A 13,705-nucleotide genomic window follows, 5' to 3' on the forward strand; every position below is an offset into this window, starting at 1 on the left:
ATTAGTAATCAGTAGAGGTTTGTTTTTGCTCGATCCAGTCGCTCCAGATGATCCCTGTCCAGCGGCCAATTTGTTCGCCCACAATTACCCGGTCATCGTCCCGATAAAGGGCATACCCAACACGGCCGGTATTGACATCGGCGATGTGGTTAGGTTTTTGGCAGTCGACCAACAGGTGGTATTCCGCCGGATGATATACTGTATGGCAGTGACTACCGTGCTTATCGGACGTGCAGGAAATTGTTGTGAAGGCAGGGTGGAATACGTGCTGACGGACCTGACCAGGGCAGAATCGCTGAGCGCCGGTGCAACAATCGGTTACGCAGAAAACTACGAGTAAGATAACCAGTAGGCCACCGATGGTTTTTAGCGAATCGTCAGACATAAGAAAAGCCGGTAGGTAAGCAGTTTTGACACTGCGAACCTACCGGCTCTCTCTAAATTGGGGCGCGACACCCGCGTTGACATCTGGCTTAGGCGGCCATTGCGCCTACGGCCATAAAGTGATTCTGATGCACCAGCTTAGGATGAAAATTGAAGGCGCTGACGCCTTTCCGGGCACGTAAGTAGGTTTGTTTCAAGGAATCTTCGGTTAAGTCCTCCATTGAGAAATCATACGTATCGGTAAACACCTTGATTGACCGCATCGGGTCGATGGGAGCCTGCTGACAGGTATTGACCATTTCATTGAGAATGATGTAGTCAATGAACGAGCAGATGGAGTTCAGTTCCGCTACGTTATACAGATACTGATGGCGCGATTGGTGAAACTCACAGATGCCAACGACAAGGGTTTCGGTAAAATCCTCAGGCGTCAAAATGCGGCCACCACCACTGCGAGTCCCTGACTCCTGCCGACGGACATGGCTGCCGATCTGCATCATCACTTTACGGGATTGGGCCATCGCCCACATGAACAAACCTGCCCCTTCACACTGGGGGCTAATGAGCATCGGCTGCGGACGGCCTTGGGCGTCCTGCAATTTTACATCAATAAACTTTTTGATGCGCGGCAGCACCGGCACCTCAAAGATGACTGGTTCAGAAAAGTACATTAGTGTTACGGAGAGTACAGATGAAAACAGGTCGAAGATAAGGAGAAGTACTCACTTTATTATGGCGATGTTACCAGTCAGTAACAATTATTTGTGAATTGATGTACTTGTTATGAGGATAATAATCTTAAATAAATCGAATTTAAAACCCTTCTGAAACTAAGAAGTCGGCTGATATTGTGTAAAATTGTGAATCAGGCAAGTAAAGTATAATTACCTGATTCACAATTTTACATTTCAACCTTAGTTACCACACCAGTTGTATGAAAAGACTTTTAGCTTCCTTTTTGCTCCTGTTGTTCGTTTTTTTCAATTCTTGTCAGAAGCCCCAGGAAAATACCGTTGTTCCGACTCCAAATCAGTCAACTCAATCGTCACGGTATAAACTCTATTCCATTGTCAATAAAAAGACAGATCTCGGTTTTGCACTTATCGATTCGTTAGGGACCGAATTTGCCTATGCGTTTGGTAAAAAAAATGCAGGAGGAGTCTTATCTGCCATCTCTGACATCGTTTACTATTCGCCTAAGAATCCGGTCGTAGTGCGGGTTAAGCTTTCCAGCGATAACCTTATAACCGAGATAGACCTGCACGGTCAGACGCAGCACCAAGCCGTTATTTACGATGGATACGATCTGGCCACTGGCAAGGTAAACATGCAGTTGGTTGATCGAAATACGAATGCAGTGCTTGTTGCCAAGCGGCAGATTACGTTAGATGCCAATGCAGTAGCAATCCTGAAAAGGATTCAGGAAAATGGGCAGACGTTAGCCCGGGGTGGTCGTCGATCCTATGCGGTCAATTTGTGTTTAACTCAGGCCAATATGGTTCATTTAGCGTTGAGTTATACGAGTTGCGCACTATCCTTATCCTTGACGGTCGCCGAGTTTGCCTCCGGAATCGGCGCGGTCGCCGGAAGCTTGAATATTGCCAACACCTTGTTATCCTGTATAAGTGCAATTCAAGATTTTAAAGATTTCTTCAATGGTAAATGTGAAGAAACGGGTCTGGATGATGCCACCCAAACTTTACTAAGCTGCCTTACTTCTATATTGACAGCAACTGATTTTACTGGTAAAATCGATTGTATAATCGATGTAGCGGATACAATTTCTGGACTGCTCTTCCCATCCGACCCTAATCACCAGAAGGAAAATCCTACCCGTGGGAGAACCCCAACAGGGGGTAGCACGGGAGATCCGCACTTGACCACCGCGGATAATCTGCATTATGATTTTCACGGCCACGGTGAGTTCATATTTGCTAAATCAACGACAGATGACAAGTTTGAAATTCAGGTTCGTCAGGAAGATCTTGCCAATACATCCGTAGCCACCTTAAACACTGCGATTGCCGTTCAAACGGGAACCGATGTAGTTTGCATTACGGCTAACCCGGACTGGTTATATATCAATGGCAAGGTCCATGATCTCAACTTTAACCAGTTATCCCTTCAAAACAACGCATATATAGTCAGGACGGTAGACGGTTCGTATTATACATTGGACATTGTTACTTCAAACGGCGACGTGGTTCGAGTACGGTTTCACAACAGCTATTTACTAGACTACATCCTCTACCTGAAAGACAATCGGAAAGGCAAGATCATTGGCCTGATCGGCAACTACGATGGCAATACCGAAAATGATTTGCAGATTCGTAATGGACGAACAATCGCTAATGAGTTTAGTCAACTTTATCCCGCTTACGCCAACAGCTGGCGCATCACTCAGGCAGAATCGTTGCTGTATTACCCCAGCGGTAAATCAACCGAGAGCTACACTAAGCTCGACTTTCCCAAAAGCCAACCCACTACTAGCCTAGAGGCAACCCGACGGGCCCAAACGCTGTGCCGCAATGCTGGCATTAAAAATGAGCCATATTTCAGCAATTGCGTATTTGACGTGGCTGTCACCAACAATCAGCAGTTTGTAGGGGCATCCGTCTGGGCCGAGCGACTCGTACCCGTTGAAGAATCCTATAGTGAGAAGTTTGCTCTTACGGATTTCTCGAAGTCTCCAACCGAGCTGGATGTCAGGAACAATGCACAACTTGTAGGGCCCGCTTTCGAAATTAGTTATAGTGAGCGAAATCCAGCGAGCGCTATTGGGTTTACTAAACCGTTTAACCTCTTGAATGGCTTTGAATCAACCTATGAGTTTTCGGGCACGTCTGAGATGTTTGTCCAGGTTAATATGATTCAGGAAAAATCATCTACCTACAGTCCACTAGGTATTGGTGCTAAAGACGGTAAAACATTGATTCAAGCAGGTATACAAGCAACGAAGGTGCTTGTCAATAAATCGATCCCCTCGCTATTCGACGGAAAAACGCATAAGGTCAAAGTTAGTCTGCGGAATAAAGCAACGACAGGAATCGAATTCCTGATCTACGTCGACGATATGGATCAGCCGATCTACCATACGGAAAATACAAACGTGTTAAGCGTATATGAACTGTTGACCGTTGTCAATAAGCAATCCAATGCTCTACGGAGGATCCAATTAGCGGCATTCACTAACCCAGCAAAAGACGCTAAAGTTAAAATTCATAGTTGGGCGCTCACTCCTTTCTAGCATTGCTCACTGCTTAATTTGCTATACTTCATCAAAAAGCCGCGTCTAATGCTATAGATGCGGCTTTTGTATAGTGACTAATGTGGTATCTGTCATGAAAAAGTTTCGCCAAAATTGCCACACTACTGGAGTGTCTTTTAACCAGGCATCGCAATCTGTAGATAAGTGACTATCGTTTAGCTATTTCGTCTATTGCTCAATGGCTTCTCATTTGATTGATTACAATTTTCACTGAGGGTAAGTCTAAAAGACACAGGTTTTAAAAAAACAGGGTAACTCTAATCTCAAGAGGATTTATGAGGCTTTATATCTGCATTCTAGTAAGCGTTCTTAATTTGAATGTTTTAGGCCAATCCAATCCCGGTGATAGACCGAGTTTAAAAGTTGATCATCCCGGATCAACGGTTACCGAATCTCCAAAAGAAAAGCCAAAAGAAAAGCCGCCAAAAGATCATTTAGGAAAACCTGAAAAACCAGACCGCACGCCGTCAAACCAACGAAAAGGTACAGATGGAGGTGGGGGGGGCAACATCGGTTTACCAATACTTGCAACTGCTGTATACAGTACTAAAAATGTCATTAAAAATTTGATTCAAGGATCCACTACTCTTGTTAATAGAAGAAAAAGTTTCTTTAATCATGTCTTTAACAGGACAGGAGGGATTGCACAACGGACGAAAGACTTAAACGAATTTCGGTTTAGTAAAGATCTGGGAGTAAGTAATGGTGTGCGAACCCGCATTACCAAAGATGGTGTTAAAGTGATGGAGAGAATTAGTCCAAAACATGGGCCTACACTCGAAATAATAGATACAGACGGGTTTAGCTATAAATTTAGATTTAACCAAATCGTGGTAAGTCCACCCGTAACTGAATATGTAGGTCAATCAAGCAATCTTCCAGCTTATCAAAATGCACGACCTTCGGATAAAAGTATAGCACTAGAAATACAGCATAACCTCTACGATAGAGTTAAAAACTCTTATTATTTTAAGGTAAATCCTATAAATCTCATTTTCAATGTAGCTGGGAAAGGAATAAGGTTTGAGATTTTGATCAAAGTTGATGGACAGTTATTACAATTTGCAAATAACCCGTTTATGGACAAGGTTATCTTCCAAATGAACGAAGATAAGATAGATATAAGCCGTTATTTTTTAATTGAAATCCCTTATACGGCTTTACGCAACGGTACTACAAAAAGACAACATCAAGTTCAACTGATTGCTAATCTATACGATGATTCCTGCGATTGGCCAGAAAGTGTATTAATTGCTAGTGGTGGTAATTTCGGATTTTTCTATGATGATCAGCTTCTGCGAGAAGTACCCCAAGAAACGTATTCATCTGTTGAAGAATTACGGCCCGTTGTTACGGCAACTTCTGCTGGTGTAGTTAACAATCAAACAAAGTACATGTATGAAATTAGGCTAGACGGAATAGACCAGATCAAGGATCGAGTTAAAAAGATTGTCTATAAACCTGATCACCCAACCTTTCAAAACATGGACTTGTCTTCCGAGAACAAGAATGCGGGTTTTGTTGTCAGTTGGAGGGGCTGGGGCTGCGTAAATAGGGTGAAAGCATACGTGTATTTTGATAACGGCGATGAACGAACGTTTAGCTTTAATATGTGTCAGCTACTTAGTCGGTAAAGGGCCGCTACACACCGAAAATGATTGCGGGTAATGAACTTGTTCGGCAACCGATCTTCAACCCACCGACCGTTTGGCTCCTACCAGGTTTTACGTCTCATTCTTCACCGGTAAATAGCTTAAGCTGATGATCACCGGCGTAATTGACCCCATACGACCGTTTGGCTAGTGAATCGTCCAGGTCGTAATAAGCATGGCAGCGGGGGCATAAGGCAATCAGATCCTCATCGTCACTGCGGCTCACGTCGCGGTACCGGTGCGCGGTGTTGATCATAACAATCACAATACGCGTAGCCGGGTATTCGCTTTTCAGGTCCGGGCCTTTCGGATACACCGTTCCGTGTGTTACCCCGCAACGCTGGCACTGATCATGGGCAACCTCGGCCCGGAACCGGCGGCTGCGTTCTTCCCAGTTGGGTGGATAGTTCTTTCGGTCGATGGACATAGCGCATCAGGTTTTCAGGGCATACCCAAATTGTTTTAACACGTCAGCAATTGGCGGATGCCCCCCAGTGCCTCACCGATCTGAAGCCACGACACACACATGCCTTCCTTGTTGGCCGGAAACACTTTGGTTTCAGGCTTGCTGTCTGCCTGGCGAAACCCATACGAAATCACAACCCGGTCTGTCTTTGCTGTACGCGGCACAACCGTTCCCGCTTTTACCTCAAACGACTGCATACGGTACTCAACCGGCTTAGCCAGTTTGATCAATTTGGCTTTTGCCTGAAAGCCGATCGGCTTTTTTGTGGATACTTCAGCACTATTCATGACTTACCTCCTTCCACGGCCGATCGACCGAATTCGGTTCTACCGCCTTTTGTTTTTCCATCAGACAGTGGGAGCATAAGGGGCCTTTGAGTATTGCGCCTTCAGCATCAATAATTGCCTGTTCTACCCACCAGCAAGGTCCATGATCCGGATGGTTGCAGGCCATGAACGTATGGCAGCCGCATTGTCTACAGGTACTAGCATCGCTTACCTCAATATCATCGAACTCGTCATCGTCCGAATCGTCAAGATCCGCTTCCCGGCATTCGTCACAGCCGGTGCAGTTGGGCTCATCGCCCATGTAGATATCGTCGATGTCGCCAGAGCAATAACAATCGCTCTGGCAGTGGATACAATCGTGCATAACCTTAGGGGATTATCTCCGGAGCTTTGACAGAAGGATTTCTAAAATCAGACTACCACCCAGTTCCTTAGCAACTATAGTCTTTAGCGCCTTACCAAAGGAGTGAAACATCCGCTCACAGATTAGCTGTTTAGCCAGTAAATCGGACGTACTACGTCCAGGGCAAAATTGATCAGCCTCCTTACATAGAGCCAGGAAAAAGCTATTTGGATGGGGGTACTTATCTACGAACTGCGCCAAGTCTGCCTTGTCATCGAATACGTTCTTAATGAATTCTAACAGATGTTCGGGCAGGCGTTGCAGAATAGGATCTGCATCATATTCGTTCGCCTGTTTTTTTCTGTCGACTGGATTGGGAATTACGTACTGCGCCAGGCAGTAGGGGTTAGCGGTTTGGGTTTCCATCGGGATACGAATTATAAATCAAGAAATACGTAGGGCATGCCGCCCGGAAGAGCCTCGTTCAGATCATTTGGAGTGGTTGTCAATACTCCGATCGCTTTGCCAAGGCAGATAAGTTTGTCCATTGAGATGTGCAAGTCCGCCCATTGCCGACCATCCTTATCCTCGTTCATATTGAGAAAGCTCCAGCCACCACCGCCCGATTTGCGGAACTGCTGCGGCAGTTGTTCCAGGTAGTGCAGGATCTGCGGCCGATACGTTTCAATTCGCGCGGGTTCAAATTGGGCACCTCCCTGAACACCTGCCACCAGAATGGTATTCTCATCGTTAGGCTTTACCGTCATACACTGATAGTAAGTCCAGTTAACGGCATTTTCAGACAGATCGACAAGGGACAGAGGCTCATCGGTAACCAGTTCGCTCAGGTGCATGAGCAGCTTGTTGTCACCAATACTGCCAAATACCACGTCATTGTCAGGGGTTAACCGCTCAAAACCGGCTCTGAAGGGATAGATCCTCGTTTCGGGTCTATCCTCGCTTTCAACCCAGGATCTACCGGCAATCCGGTCCCACCAGTCCTCAACCTCGAGGATCTGGCCACCATACTCGGATACGTATGACTTTATCTGAACCGTCTTACCGGCCAGTGGGCTTGGTGTCTCGTGAATCATGATTTTTGGCGGTAAACAGGTTGATAATGCGTCCAATTAGGTAGATCAGGGCTACGCCTGATCCGATGGCGACGAACAGCGCCACAGGTCCCCACAGGGGGACGGTCAGCCAGAGCCAGCTCCAGTCAATGATTTTTACGTAGTTGAGGACAATCAAAATGCAGGTAATAGTCACAAGTACAGCGATAACCGTTGAGATTGGCCGTACTGTAAATTGTTCGTCCTCGTCAGGTTCCAGTTGTTCAGAATCAAGCATGTGCAGGAAGCCGTTTCCGGCAGTATAGTTCTTCAGAAATGGCCCGGTAGTGTTCGGGCGCTCTTGATTTTTCCCAGTTGGTTTTGGGATTGGCTACGCGATTTTTCAGGGCTGCTTTCAGCTTATGCAGCAGCATCAGATCCATCTGGGCGTAGTTCTGGGTTTCCAGGTCAAAAGGAGGCATAGGGCATAAGGGCTTGTGGTTGTCGGTTTCGATTAAAAAACCAGTGCGCAGGTCCCATTTTTGTCGTGTAATCATTTCCCGCGCACTGGCACGAAGATGGCCAGGTGGCCCGCGTATAATATCCGCACCGGAGAGGGTTACTTTGCTCATGGTAATTCCCTAGCTTTGCGGCTGGGCCGCGTGTGGTTACATTGCTCGGTTTTCCCCCGGTCTGTAGGGCAGTCGGGGGATTTTTCATAAAAGCAGGTGATCGATACGGCTCGGGTCCTGATAGTTGATCAGCGCCTGGTCGAGCTTGTTGAGCACGATCTGTTGCCAACCTATCAGCTCAGAACACTGCATTTCCTGATACAAGGCTCTGGCCACCGTCAGCGGCAGGTTAAGCCGGTACGCTTTGTCAACTCGGCGTTGCCCCCAGGCCAGAATCTGGTGAGGCTTCCAGCGCTCCAGGTATCCAATCAAGACCATGCCGGCCAGATGGCGCTGCATCAGCGGTACCGGGCCGTGTACATCCTGCATCAATCTGAGGAATTGCATCAGGCTCTTGAACTCGTTGGGGTGCAACTTTAGGGTCAGCATGGGGGGCTAATCAGTCTTGACTCTCATTTTCTGCCTGTTCGTCCTTATGCCGCGCTAAGAGATACGTTGGCAATGCCGAGGGCATGAAAGTTTGGGCTTGATTGATCAATTCCGTAATCTCCGTTAGCTTATGGCTGGCTCGGATGACCCGACCATCGCTGAAGGTGATACGGGTGCCATCACCAGCCGACTCCATAGTTTGCACGTAGCGCAGATTAATTGTGCACAATTGATTATCGGCGATAAGCAGGGTTATCAGTTGCTCTCTCATGTTATTTCCGGTTCGTTTGATGTTTGCTGTACATACTCTGGAGCATCGCCTGAGCAGCCTGGGCCCCTTCGTAGGTAGGCGATGAATGCACCCGGTGGGTTAAAGCCTCTTCGATGTCGGCATTGAAAAGCTCAGGCTGAAAGTCGGAGTGCTTGGTGAACCAGTCATTCATGCACGTGGCTGAATACTTCTCGATCCGGCTTTGACAGAATTGCGTTAATTCCTCCAGGCTCTTAAAGTTGTGCTTACTGTGATCCAGTTCAGGGATATAAAACTGCTGTCGTACATTCTTACGCCGATCCTCTAGGGCGGGCATGGTGCCTTTGCGCACATACTCGGAATAATACGCTTCCAGAAAATCATTGATAAACTGATCCTGCTGGACCCACTCAAACGTTTTGAAGGAGCGGGGCTTTAGCTCGATCAAGGCTTTATGGTAGGGCTTAGGCAGGGCGGCATTCTGCTCGAAGACGATGATGGCATCACAGCGCCCCAGATAAGGCAGCAGGGGGTTCATCAGTTTCCGGTGCAGTAACTCCACCCGGTTTGGATTCTCGAAGCCTATGCCCTTGCTGTAGCCATCCATCAGAGGCACCCGGTTTAAGGGGTGGCCTGCGGTTAAATGAAGCTCCCAGCGGAACGTTGAGTTAAGCGGATCGGCTTCAAACTTTGGAGAGCCGGTATTGGGTTTGCGGGCGTATTGGGCTGGCTGATTCATGCTAAACTTGAAAATTAGGGGAGAAAACAGGTCACTACAGGCGCGTATCTGGCCTATGCCGGGTGTTGATATGTGGATAAGTGGGGAGTCGTTTTTTCGATTTTTTTCGCGCGCTCCTAACTTGTTAACGGTTAACCTAAGGTTGACAACAGTTGAGACCTTAGACTAACCAGGACTAACTTTTGAGTATGATCTACCCTAACCGAATAACTGCAATTCGGGACCCAAAAAAAGAGCCAAACGGCTAGGCAGTATCTCTCCTGGTTGACCGCCGAAAATGATTTTTTCAGCTGATCTAGCGGCTACGGAATGCACGTAGGATTCCTAACAGGCTCGATTTGCAACTCGAATCTGGCATCCAATGGCGGTATCGTACGGGGGGAATTAAGGCGGGTTAAACGCGTGTAACATGTGCTCGTGTGTTATAAGTGGACACTACTTGTGTGGGCAGAGGAGCGGCCGGGGCCACTGGCCCCGGCGCTGCCGTATTATCTATCCACACCATCAACCAGACCAGAAAGCCAGTTGACTTGCTGCGGGCAGTAGACTCGAACTACTGCTTCGGCCGTCGCCTATGGGCAGTCTGCACCCCTAAGCTGTACCTACCCTCTATCCGCACCCCTCCCTGCCATCGTTTCCCAGATAGCCCAAGCAACCAGCTGTATCGTGTTGCTAGCGTCCCGGAGCCAATCAGCCAGGCATTACTACCTACCGAACTATCCGAACTTTACCGTGCAGACCAACCGCACGACGGCCAATTGTAGCGGGGAGCAGGTTCGAACTGCCGACCTCAGGGTTATGAAACCTACGCTCTTGCCAACTGAGCTACCCCGCCAGATTTGTTTCCTATGACAATGTGTTTAAATTGGCGTCCCAGAGACCAGGACGCCAATCCTGATTACCTATTGTGTGATGAAATTAACCTAAGACTAACTGCCCCTGCACCGGCCGGGCCGGATCAGGGAGTTTTGCCAAGAACGTATCGACGGCGGACTCTTTCTGCTTGGCCTCGCTGAGTGCAGCAGGGGTCTTCGTCTTGAAATATTTCGTTTGAGCCTCGCGCATAAGACGCGTCAGCCTGGCCAGCTCATTAAGCTGTTGCTGAATTTCCTCCATGAAATGTTGTGATTAAGGGTTTGACCTGTTGCAGCTGGCGCTGCTGTTCCATCTCAATATTGGCTGCTACGGCCTCCTCCATGTGGCAGACCAGCATACTGACCAGGTAAATTGTACAGACAAGCTCTGCCGGTGTTTGGGGCTTTACGTACTGATCGACCATGCCTAGCGTAGTCGCTAGTAGGGCACTGGTGGTACACTGATCCGGATTGTGTGTGCCATACAGCTTACTCATTAACCGGCCAAAATGGAGCGTTACGGCATCGTTTAGCTTATCCATTCGCTCGTTAAAGTCAGCGCCCAGGCCAAACTGCGTATACACTACGTTGTGCTCGCCTGGCTCCAGCAGGTCGGTTAGATTATCGATCTCAAACTGCATAGAATCCGATTTTTATGGCTCGCTGATAGGCCGGGTAAAAGGAATTCCATACCTGAAAGCGCTTGAGACGTAAAGCCCGGAGCTTCTCACTCAACAACTGATGGGTTTCACTGCGAATGCGGCAATAATTCAAACACCGCTGGTACCGGTCGACGTACTGATCAATCTCGGCAATCAACTGCCATCGCTGCCAGCGGGTTAGGGGTGCGGCATCAATAGTCAGCACCTCGTCAACGTGATAGCTGACTACAAAATCTGTGTTTGGGCTAGGCATGGCGATGCGGTTTAAAGGTGTTCATCGCCTTGTCTGCACGCCGGTTTTCGCGCCAGGTAATCATCACTAACCACACGCCAGGCACGCCTAATACAATCGCTAACAGAAAGGCCAGTGCGGGCCAGAATGGGCCGATGTATTCGAGCGTCTTCATAGCGTCAGCACCGACTTAATGTAAGCAGTCGTATTCGCTCCGGATCGCTTGCAGCTCATGTCCAGGACACGTACGTTCTTGGCTTCAAATATTGGCCCTAGCTCAATCCAGGGGCCTGATACGGTAATCGTCCACTGCTGTTCCCGCTCGTGCGGTGCGTACTGCTCCAAAGCCTCAGCTTCGCAGCGGGTGTCGTCGTGACTGGCTTCCTTGATCTGTTTGAACAAATCCTGAAGGAAACTAAGGGGACGGGATTATGACTCCAAATGTTATGGTATGGTTTAAGGTTGCTCAAACAGGTTTAGTGTACCATCTGCCTTTGGCTTTACAGGCTGCTTTGTCACTTTCTTGACAGGGGGCAGTCCAAACAAGGGGGCAGACTCAGGTAGTAACTTGACGAATATGTCCCGTAAAGGTGCCTTTGCTTTATGCAAGTCATAGCTTGCTTTACTGGCCACACCCCACCAATGCCGAAAAAGACCTGCCTTCTTTAGTTCAAGCATAATCTCATCCCGCACTAAGCTGTCTGCATCACGGTATTTATCCCATAATGCATTCTTACTAAGAGAAGAATTTTGAGCCGTTTGCATAGTCAATACTTGCATTTGTTGCAATTGGGACACTAATTTGTAGCGTCTACTACAAGAATTGGTAGTGCAATAGTATAATAAAACTCTACATTAAGCAAGTAAAACTTGATAATTATATTATTATGGATAGGATACTTGAATTGGTCAAGTCTAGGATACGGCAGCCTGACAGCCCTCTTAAGACTGTTAAAGCTGTAGCTGAAGCCATAGACATGTCAGAATCTGGATTTTATAGGATGGTAGAACGAGGGACTTATAAAGTTCCGACTCTACTAGCTTTAAGTAAAGCACTTGATTTGAAGGATGATTACTTCTTGCCAGAGGCAAGTAAAAAATCAAGTAGGGAGCACTCGGTAGACACTAATGGAATCGAAGCGATTCTGTCAGAACTTAGAATCTTAAGAGAACAACTTCAAGTTAAAGACAGGCAAATTGAAAAGCTGTTGGATCTACTGGGAAAGCCTGAGGGTGCTATCTATCAACCACTTTACACTGGTGATTTACAATTCGATTTAATGGTGCGCGATTACACATTCAACGGTTTAGTTAAACTGCTTGAAGCACCATCAAATTTTTTTGCGGAGCCGGTGGCAAAGTAGGTGGCACCCTGTTAATCCACGCGATTAACACGGTTATTATTAAGGCTTTATATAGAGGTAGTTCGAATCCCTTCCTCTCTGCCAAACCAGTTGATAATTACCGAAAGCCACCCCAAAAAGGTGGCTTTTTCTATGGCTTAATGCCATAACTTGCTCATCTACAATTGAGCAATCTATATGGGAACAGGCGAAAAGAGAGCGCTGTCCACCATTCGGAAACATACCCCAACCATTAAACAAGTGCTTTCGTGGGGTAGGCTCAACGCTATTATCCATATATGCGAGTAAGGTGCCGATGGTGCCAACGACTGGTAACGTTTAATCCTCCACAAGGATCTCCGCGGCCTGACCATTCACGGCTCCTCCTGGAGAGTCGATTTTTAAAACAATGGCCTGCACACTATCGAGCTGGTTAGCGACCTCAATGATGCCAGCCAGATCCTCATAACCCCAGGAGCAAAGGCCGTATCTGGAAAGTGTTCCCTGTAGGGGAATCACACACACCAGAGGTAGTGTACACATCGGCTACGTAGGAATAATAAGCCGATGTGCCAGCCATTACGGTGTTCTCACTGGCAGGTAGGGTGGCCGATGGATGCGTGGCAAAAAATGAATGAGGCAAAGGATCCCGCCCTGCTGCCAGCCGTGGCTGGATAATGCCATGTAGTTGCATGGCGTAACTGGTTTCTACACTTCAGAGGCCTCCTAGTATTAATCCGCTCATTCGAGTGCTTTTGTGGTTGTTTGATTGATCTGCCACGAAAGTCCGGCATGGAGGTGCTCCCTAAAAGGACAAAAAAAGGCCTCCATTTCTGGAGGCCACTCTCGACATAGACACTACTAGTTGATCCTATACTTTCTGTAATTTAACTAATAGTAGTTAGTTATACACTGAAACAAAAACTATCATAGCTTTGTGAAACTTGCCTATGGGTAGTTGCTATTGAAGGCTAACTTTATCGTTTAGTTAACATGAACTGTGTTAAAAGTCAAGTTAAAGAGCGTATAACGGGCTGATAATTCGGATCATAGTCTTCGTTGAATTTAACCACTGCATACGCCTGGCGAAGCAGTTTGTTGACCACCGCCAT

At 47.3% G+C, this 13,705-nt stretch carries 22 protein-coding genes and 1 tRNA gene; 3 read left to right on the top strand and 20 right to left on the bottom strand.

Annotation, left to right across the window (positions count from 1 at the left end; translation table 11 throughout):
- Position 1: 1 nt before the first annotated feature.
- Complete coding sequence (locus tag ACYVBJ_RS15265) at positions 2-385, bottom strand: hypothetical protein (protein ID WP_460983173.1); 384 nt, start codon at positions 383-385, stop codon at positions 2-4.
- Between the two features lie 88 nt (positions 386-473).
- Complete coding sequence (locus ACYVBJ_RS15270; RefSeq protein ID WP_460983174.1) at positions 474-1,055, bottom strand: hypothetical protein; 582 nt, start codon at positions 1,053-1,055, stop codon at positions 474-476.
- A 263-nt stretch (positions 1,056-1,318) separates the two neighbouring features.
- Here ACYVBJ_RS15270 and ACYVBJ_RS15275 point away from each other — a divergent pair, with 263 nt between their 5' ends.
- A complete protein-coding gene (locus tag ACYVBJ_RS15275) occupies positions 1,319-3,631 on the top strand; it encodes a VWD domain-containing protein (protein WP_460983175.1) in 2,313 nt (770 codons plus the stop codon).
- A gap of 335 nt (positions 3,632-3,966) precedes the next feature.
- Positions 3,967-5,286: a pYEATS domain-containing protein gene (locus ACYVBJ_RS15280; RefSeq protein WP_460983176.1), complete on the top strand. Its 1,320-nt coding sequence runs from the start codon at positions 3,967-3,969 to the stop codon at positions 5,284-5,286.
- Between the two features lie 97 nt (positions 5,287-5,383).
- Here the strand turns inward: ACYVBJ_RS15280 and ACYVBJ_RS15285 are convergent, their stop codons facing one another.
- From ACYVBJ_RS15285 to ACYVBJ_RS15365, 17 genes are all read right to left on the bottom strand, one after another.
- Positions 5,384-5,731, bottom strand: a complete 348-nt coding sequence (locus tag ACYVBJ_RS15285) for a hypothetical protein (RefSeq protein WP_460983177.1) — start codon at positions 5,729-5,731, stop codon at positions 5,384-5,386.
- A gap of 35 nt (positions 5,732-5,766) precedes the next feature.
- On the bottom strand, positions 5,767-6,057 hold the full coding sequence (locus ACYVBJ_RS15290) for a hypothetical protein (protein ID WP_460983178.1): 291 nt from the start codon (positions 6,055-6,057) through the stop codon (positions 5,767-5,769).
- Positions 6,050-6,421 carry a hypothetical protein gene (locus ACYVBJ_RS15295; protein WP_460983179.1) on the bottom strand — a complete coding sequence of 124 codons (372 nt, stop codon included), beginning with the start codon at positions 6,419-6,421 and terminating at the stop codon, positions 6,050-6,052. Before ACYVBJ_RS15295 ends, ACYVBJ_RS15290 begins: the two co-directional genes overlap by 8 nt.
- 12 nt (positions 6,422-6,433) lie before the next feature.
- On the bottom strand, positions 6,434-6,826 hold the full coding sequence (locus tag ACYVBJ_RS15300; RefSeq protein ID WP_460983180.1) for a hypothetical protein: 393 nt from the start codon (positions 6,824-6,826) through the stop codon (positions 6,434-6,436).
- A gap of 11 nt (positions 6,827-6,837) precedes the next feature.
- Entirely contained in the window at positions 6,838-7,494 is a 657-nt protein-coding gene (locus ACYVBJ_RS15305; protein WP_460983181.1) for a hypothetical protein, read from the bottom strand.
- Positions 7,460-7,750 (bottom strand): hypothetical protein, encoded by a 291-nt coding sequence (locus ACYVBJ_RS15310; RefSeq protein ID WP_460983182.1) that lies wholly within the window; start codon positions 7,748-7,750, stop codon positions 7,460-7,462. Before ACYVBJ_RS15310 ends, ACYVBJ_RS15305 begins: the two co-directional genes overlap by 35 nt.
- Positions 7,743-8,084 carry a hypothetical protein gene (locus ACYVBJ_RS15315; RefSeq protein WP_460983183.1) on the bottom strand — a complete coding sequence of 114 codons (342 nt, stop codon included), beginning with the start codon at positions 8,082-8,084 and terminating at the stop codon, positions 7,743-7,745. The genes ACYVBJ_RS15310 and ACYVBJ_RS15315 overlap by 8 nt, the downstream gene beginning before the upstream one ends.
- Before the next feature lie 84 nt (positions 8,085-8,168).
- Complete coding sequence (locus tag ACYVBJ_RS15320; RefSeq protein ID WP_460983184.1) at positions 8,169-8,513, bottom strand: hypothetical protein; 345 nt, start codon at positions 8,511-8,513, stop codon at positions 8,169-8,171.
- 10 nt (positions 8,514-8,523) lie between these two features.
- A complete protein-coding gene (locus tag ACYVBJ_RS15325) occupies positions 8,524-8,784 on the bottom strand; it encodes a hypothetical protein (RefSeq protein ID WP_460983185.1) in 261 nt (86 codons plus the stop codon).
- A 1-nt stretch (position 8,785) separates the two neighbouring features.
- Positions 8,786-9,502 carry a hypothetical protein gene (locus tag ACYVBJ_RS15330; RefSeq protein ID WP_460983186.1) on the bottom strand — a complete coding sequence of 239 codons (717 nt, stop codon included), beginning with the start codon at positions 9,500-9,502 and terminating at the stop codon, positions 8,786-8,788.
- A 761-nt stretch (positions 9,503-10,263) separates the two neighbouring features.
- Positions 10,264-10,337, bottom strand: a tRNA-Met gene (locus tag ACYVBJ_RS15335).
- Positions 10,338-10,420: 83 nt separating this feature from the next.
- Entirely contained in the window at positions 10,421-10,618 is a 198-nt protein-coding gene (locus ACYVBJ_RS15340; protein WP_460983187.1) for a hypothetical protein, read from the bottom strand.
- Positions 10,593-10,997, bottom strand: coding sequence for a hypothetical protein (locus tag ACYVBJ_RS15345; RefSeq protein WP_460983188.1), 405 nt, complete (start codon positions 10,995-10,997; stop codon positions 10,593-10,595). The genes ACYVBJ_RS15340 and ACYVBJ_RS15345 overlap by 26 nt, the downstream gene beginning before the upstream one ends.
- Positions 10,987-11,271, bottom strand: a complete 285-nt coding sequence (locus tag ACYVBJ_RS15350; RefSeq protein WP_460983189.1) for a hypothetical protein — start codon at positions 11,269-11,271, stop codon at positions 10,987-10,989. Before ACYVBJ_RS15350 ends, ACYVBJ_RS15345 begins: the two co-directional genes overlap by 11 nt.
- Positions 11,264-11,425 (bottom strand): hypothetical protein, encoded by a 162-nt coding sequence (locus ACYVBJ_RS15355; RefSeq protein ID WP_460983190.1) that lies wholly within the window; start codon positions 11,423-11,425, stop codon positions 11,264-11,266. Before ACYVBJ_RS15355 ends, ACYVBJ_RS15350 begins: the two co-directional genes overlap by 8 nt.
- Positions 11,422-11,652, bottom strand: coding sequence for a hypothetical protein (locus tag ACYVBJ_RS15360; RefSeq protein WP_460983191.1), 231 nt, complete (start codon positions 11,650-11,652; stop codon positions 11,422-11,424). The genes ACYVBJ_RS15355 and ACYVBJ_RS15360 overlap by 4 nt, the downstream gene beginning before the upstream one ends.
- 54 nt (positions 11,653-11,706) lie before the next feature.
- Complete coding sequence (locus ACYVBJ_RS15365; RefSeq protein WP_460983192.1) at positions 11,707-12,015, bottom strand: hypothetical protein; 309 nt, start codon at positions 12,013-12,015, stop codon at positions 11,707-11,709.
- 122 nt (positions 12,016-12,137) lie between these two features.
- Here ACYVBJ_RS15365 and ACYVBJ_RS15370 point away from each other — a divergent pair, with 122 nt between their 5' ends.
- Entirely contained in the window at positions 12,138-12,614 is a 477-nt protein-coding gene (locus tag ACYVBJ_RS15370) for a hypothetical protein (protein ID WP_460983193.1), read from the top strand.
- A gap of 318 nt (positions 12,615-12,932) precedes the next feature.
- Here ACYVBJ_RS15370 and ACYVBJ_RS15375 read toward each other — a convergent pair whose 3' ends face one another.
- Positions 12,933-13,136, bottom strand: coding sequence for a hypothetical protein (locus ACYVBJ_RS15375; protein WP_460983194.1), 204 nt, complete (start codon positions 13,134-13,136; stop codon positions 12,933-12,935).
- Positions 13,137-13,705: the final 569 nt, after the last annotated feature.

The organism is Spirosoma fluminis, from assembly GCF_054778895.1.

Bases quoted from the DNA above. Each gene is read 5' to 3' on its own strand.
- ACYVBJ_RS15265 (WP_460983173.1), bottom strand. From the start codon at position 385: ATGTCTGACGATTCGCTAAAAACCATCGGTGGCCTACTGGTTATCTTA.
- ACYVBJ_RS15270 (WP_460983174.1), bottom strand. From the start codon at position 1,055: ATGTACTTTTCTGAACCAGTCATCTTTGAGGTGCCGGTGCTGCCGCGC.
- ACYVBJ_RS15275 (WP_460983175.1), top strand. From the start codon at position 1,319: ATGAAAAGACTTTTAGCTTCCTTTTTGCTCCTGTTGTTCGTTTTTTTC.
- ACYVBJ_RS15285 (WP_460983177.1), bottom strand. From the start codon at position 5,731: ATGTCCATCGACCGAAAGAACTATCCACCCAACTGGGAAGAACGCAGC.
- ACYVBJ_RS15290 (WP_460983178.1), bottom strand. From the start codon at position 6,057: ATGAATAGTGCTGAAGTATCCACAAAAAAGCCGATCGGCTTTCAGGCA.
- ACYVBJ_RS15295 (WP_460983179.1), bottom strand. From the start codon at position 6,421: ATGCACGATTGTATCCACTGCCAGAGCGATTGTTATTGCTCTGGCGAC.
- ACYVBJ_RS15300 (WP_460983180.1), bottom strand. From the start codon at position 6,826: ATGGAAACCCAAACCGCTAACCCCTACTGCCTGGCGCAGTACGTAATT.
- ACYVBJ_RS15305 (WP_460983181.1), bottom strand. From the start codon at position 7,494: ATGATTCACGAGACACCAAGCCCACTGGCCGGTAAGACGGTTCAGATA.
- ACYVBJ_RS15310 (WP_460983182.1), bottom strand. From the start codon at position 7,750: ATGCTTGATTCTGAACAACTGGAACCTGACGAGGACGAACAATTTACA.
- ACYVBJ_RS15315 (WP_460983183.1), bottom strand. From the start codon at position 8,084: ATGAGCAAAGTAACCCTCTCCGGTGCGGATATTATACGCGGGCCACCT.
- ACYVBJ_RS15320 (WP_460983184.1), bottom strand. From the start codon at position 8,513: ATGCTGACCCTAAAGTTGCACCCCAACGAGTTCAAGAGCCTGATGCAA.
- ACYVBJ_RS15325 (WP_460983185.1), bottom strand. From the start codon at position 8,784: ATGAGAGAGCAACTGATAACCCTGCTTATCGCCGATAATCAATTGTGC.
- ACYVBJ_RS15330 (WP_460983186.1), bottom strand. From the start codon at position 9,502: ATGAATCAGCCAGCCCAATACGCCCGCAAACCCAATACCGGCTCTCCA.
- ACYVBJ_RS15340 (WP_460983187.1), bottom strand. From the start codon at position 10,618: ATGGAGGAAATTCAGCAACAGCTTAATGAGCTGGCCAGGCTGACGCGT.
- ACYVBJ_RS15345 (WP_460983188.1), bottom strand. From the start codon at position 10,997: ATGCAGTTTGAGATCGATAATCTAACCGACCTGCTGGAGCCAGGCGAG.
- ACYVBJ_RS15350 (WP_460983189.1), bottom strand. From the start codon at position 11,271: ATGCCTAGCCCAAACACAGATTTTGTAGTCAGCTATCACGTTGACGAG.
- ACYVBJ_RS15355 (WP_460983190.1), bottom strand. From the start codon at position 11,425: ATGAAGACGCTCGAATACATCGGCCCATTCTGGCCCGCACTGGCCTTT.
- ACYVBJ_RS15365 (WP_460983192.1), bottom strand. From the start codon at position 12,015: ATGCAAACGGCTCAAAATTCTTCTCTTAGTAAGAATGCATTATGGGAT.
- ACYVBJ_RS15370 (WP_460983193.1), top strand. From the start codon at position 12,138: ATGGATAGGATACTTGAATTGGTCAAGTCTAGGATACGGCAGCCTGAC.
- ACYVBJ_RS15375 (WP_460983194.1), bottom strand. From the start codon at position 13,136: ATGTGTACACTACCTCTGGTGTGTGTGATTCCCCTACAGGGAACACTT.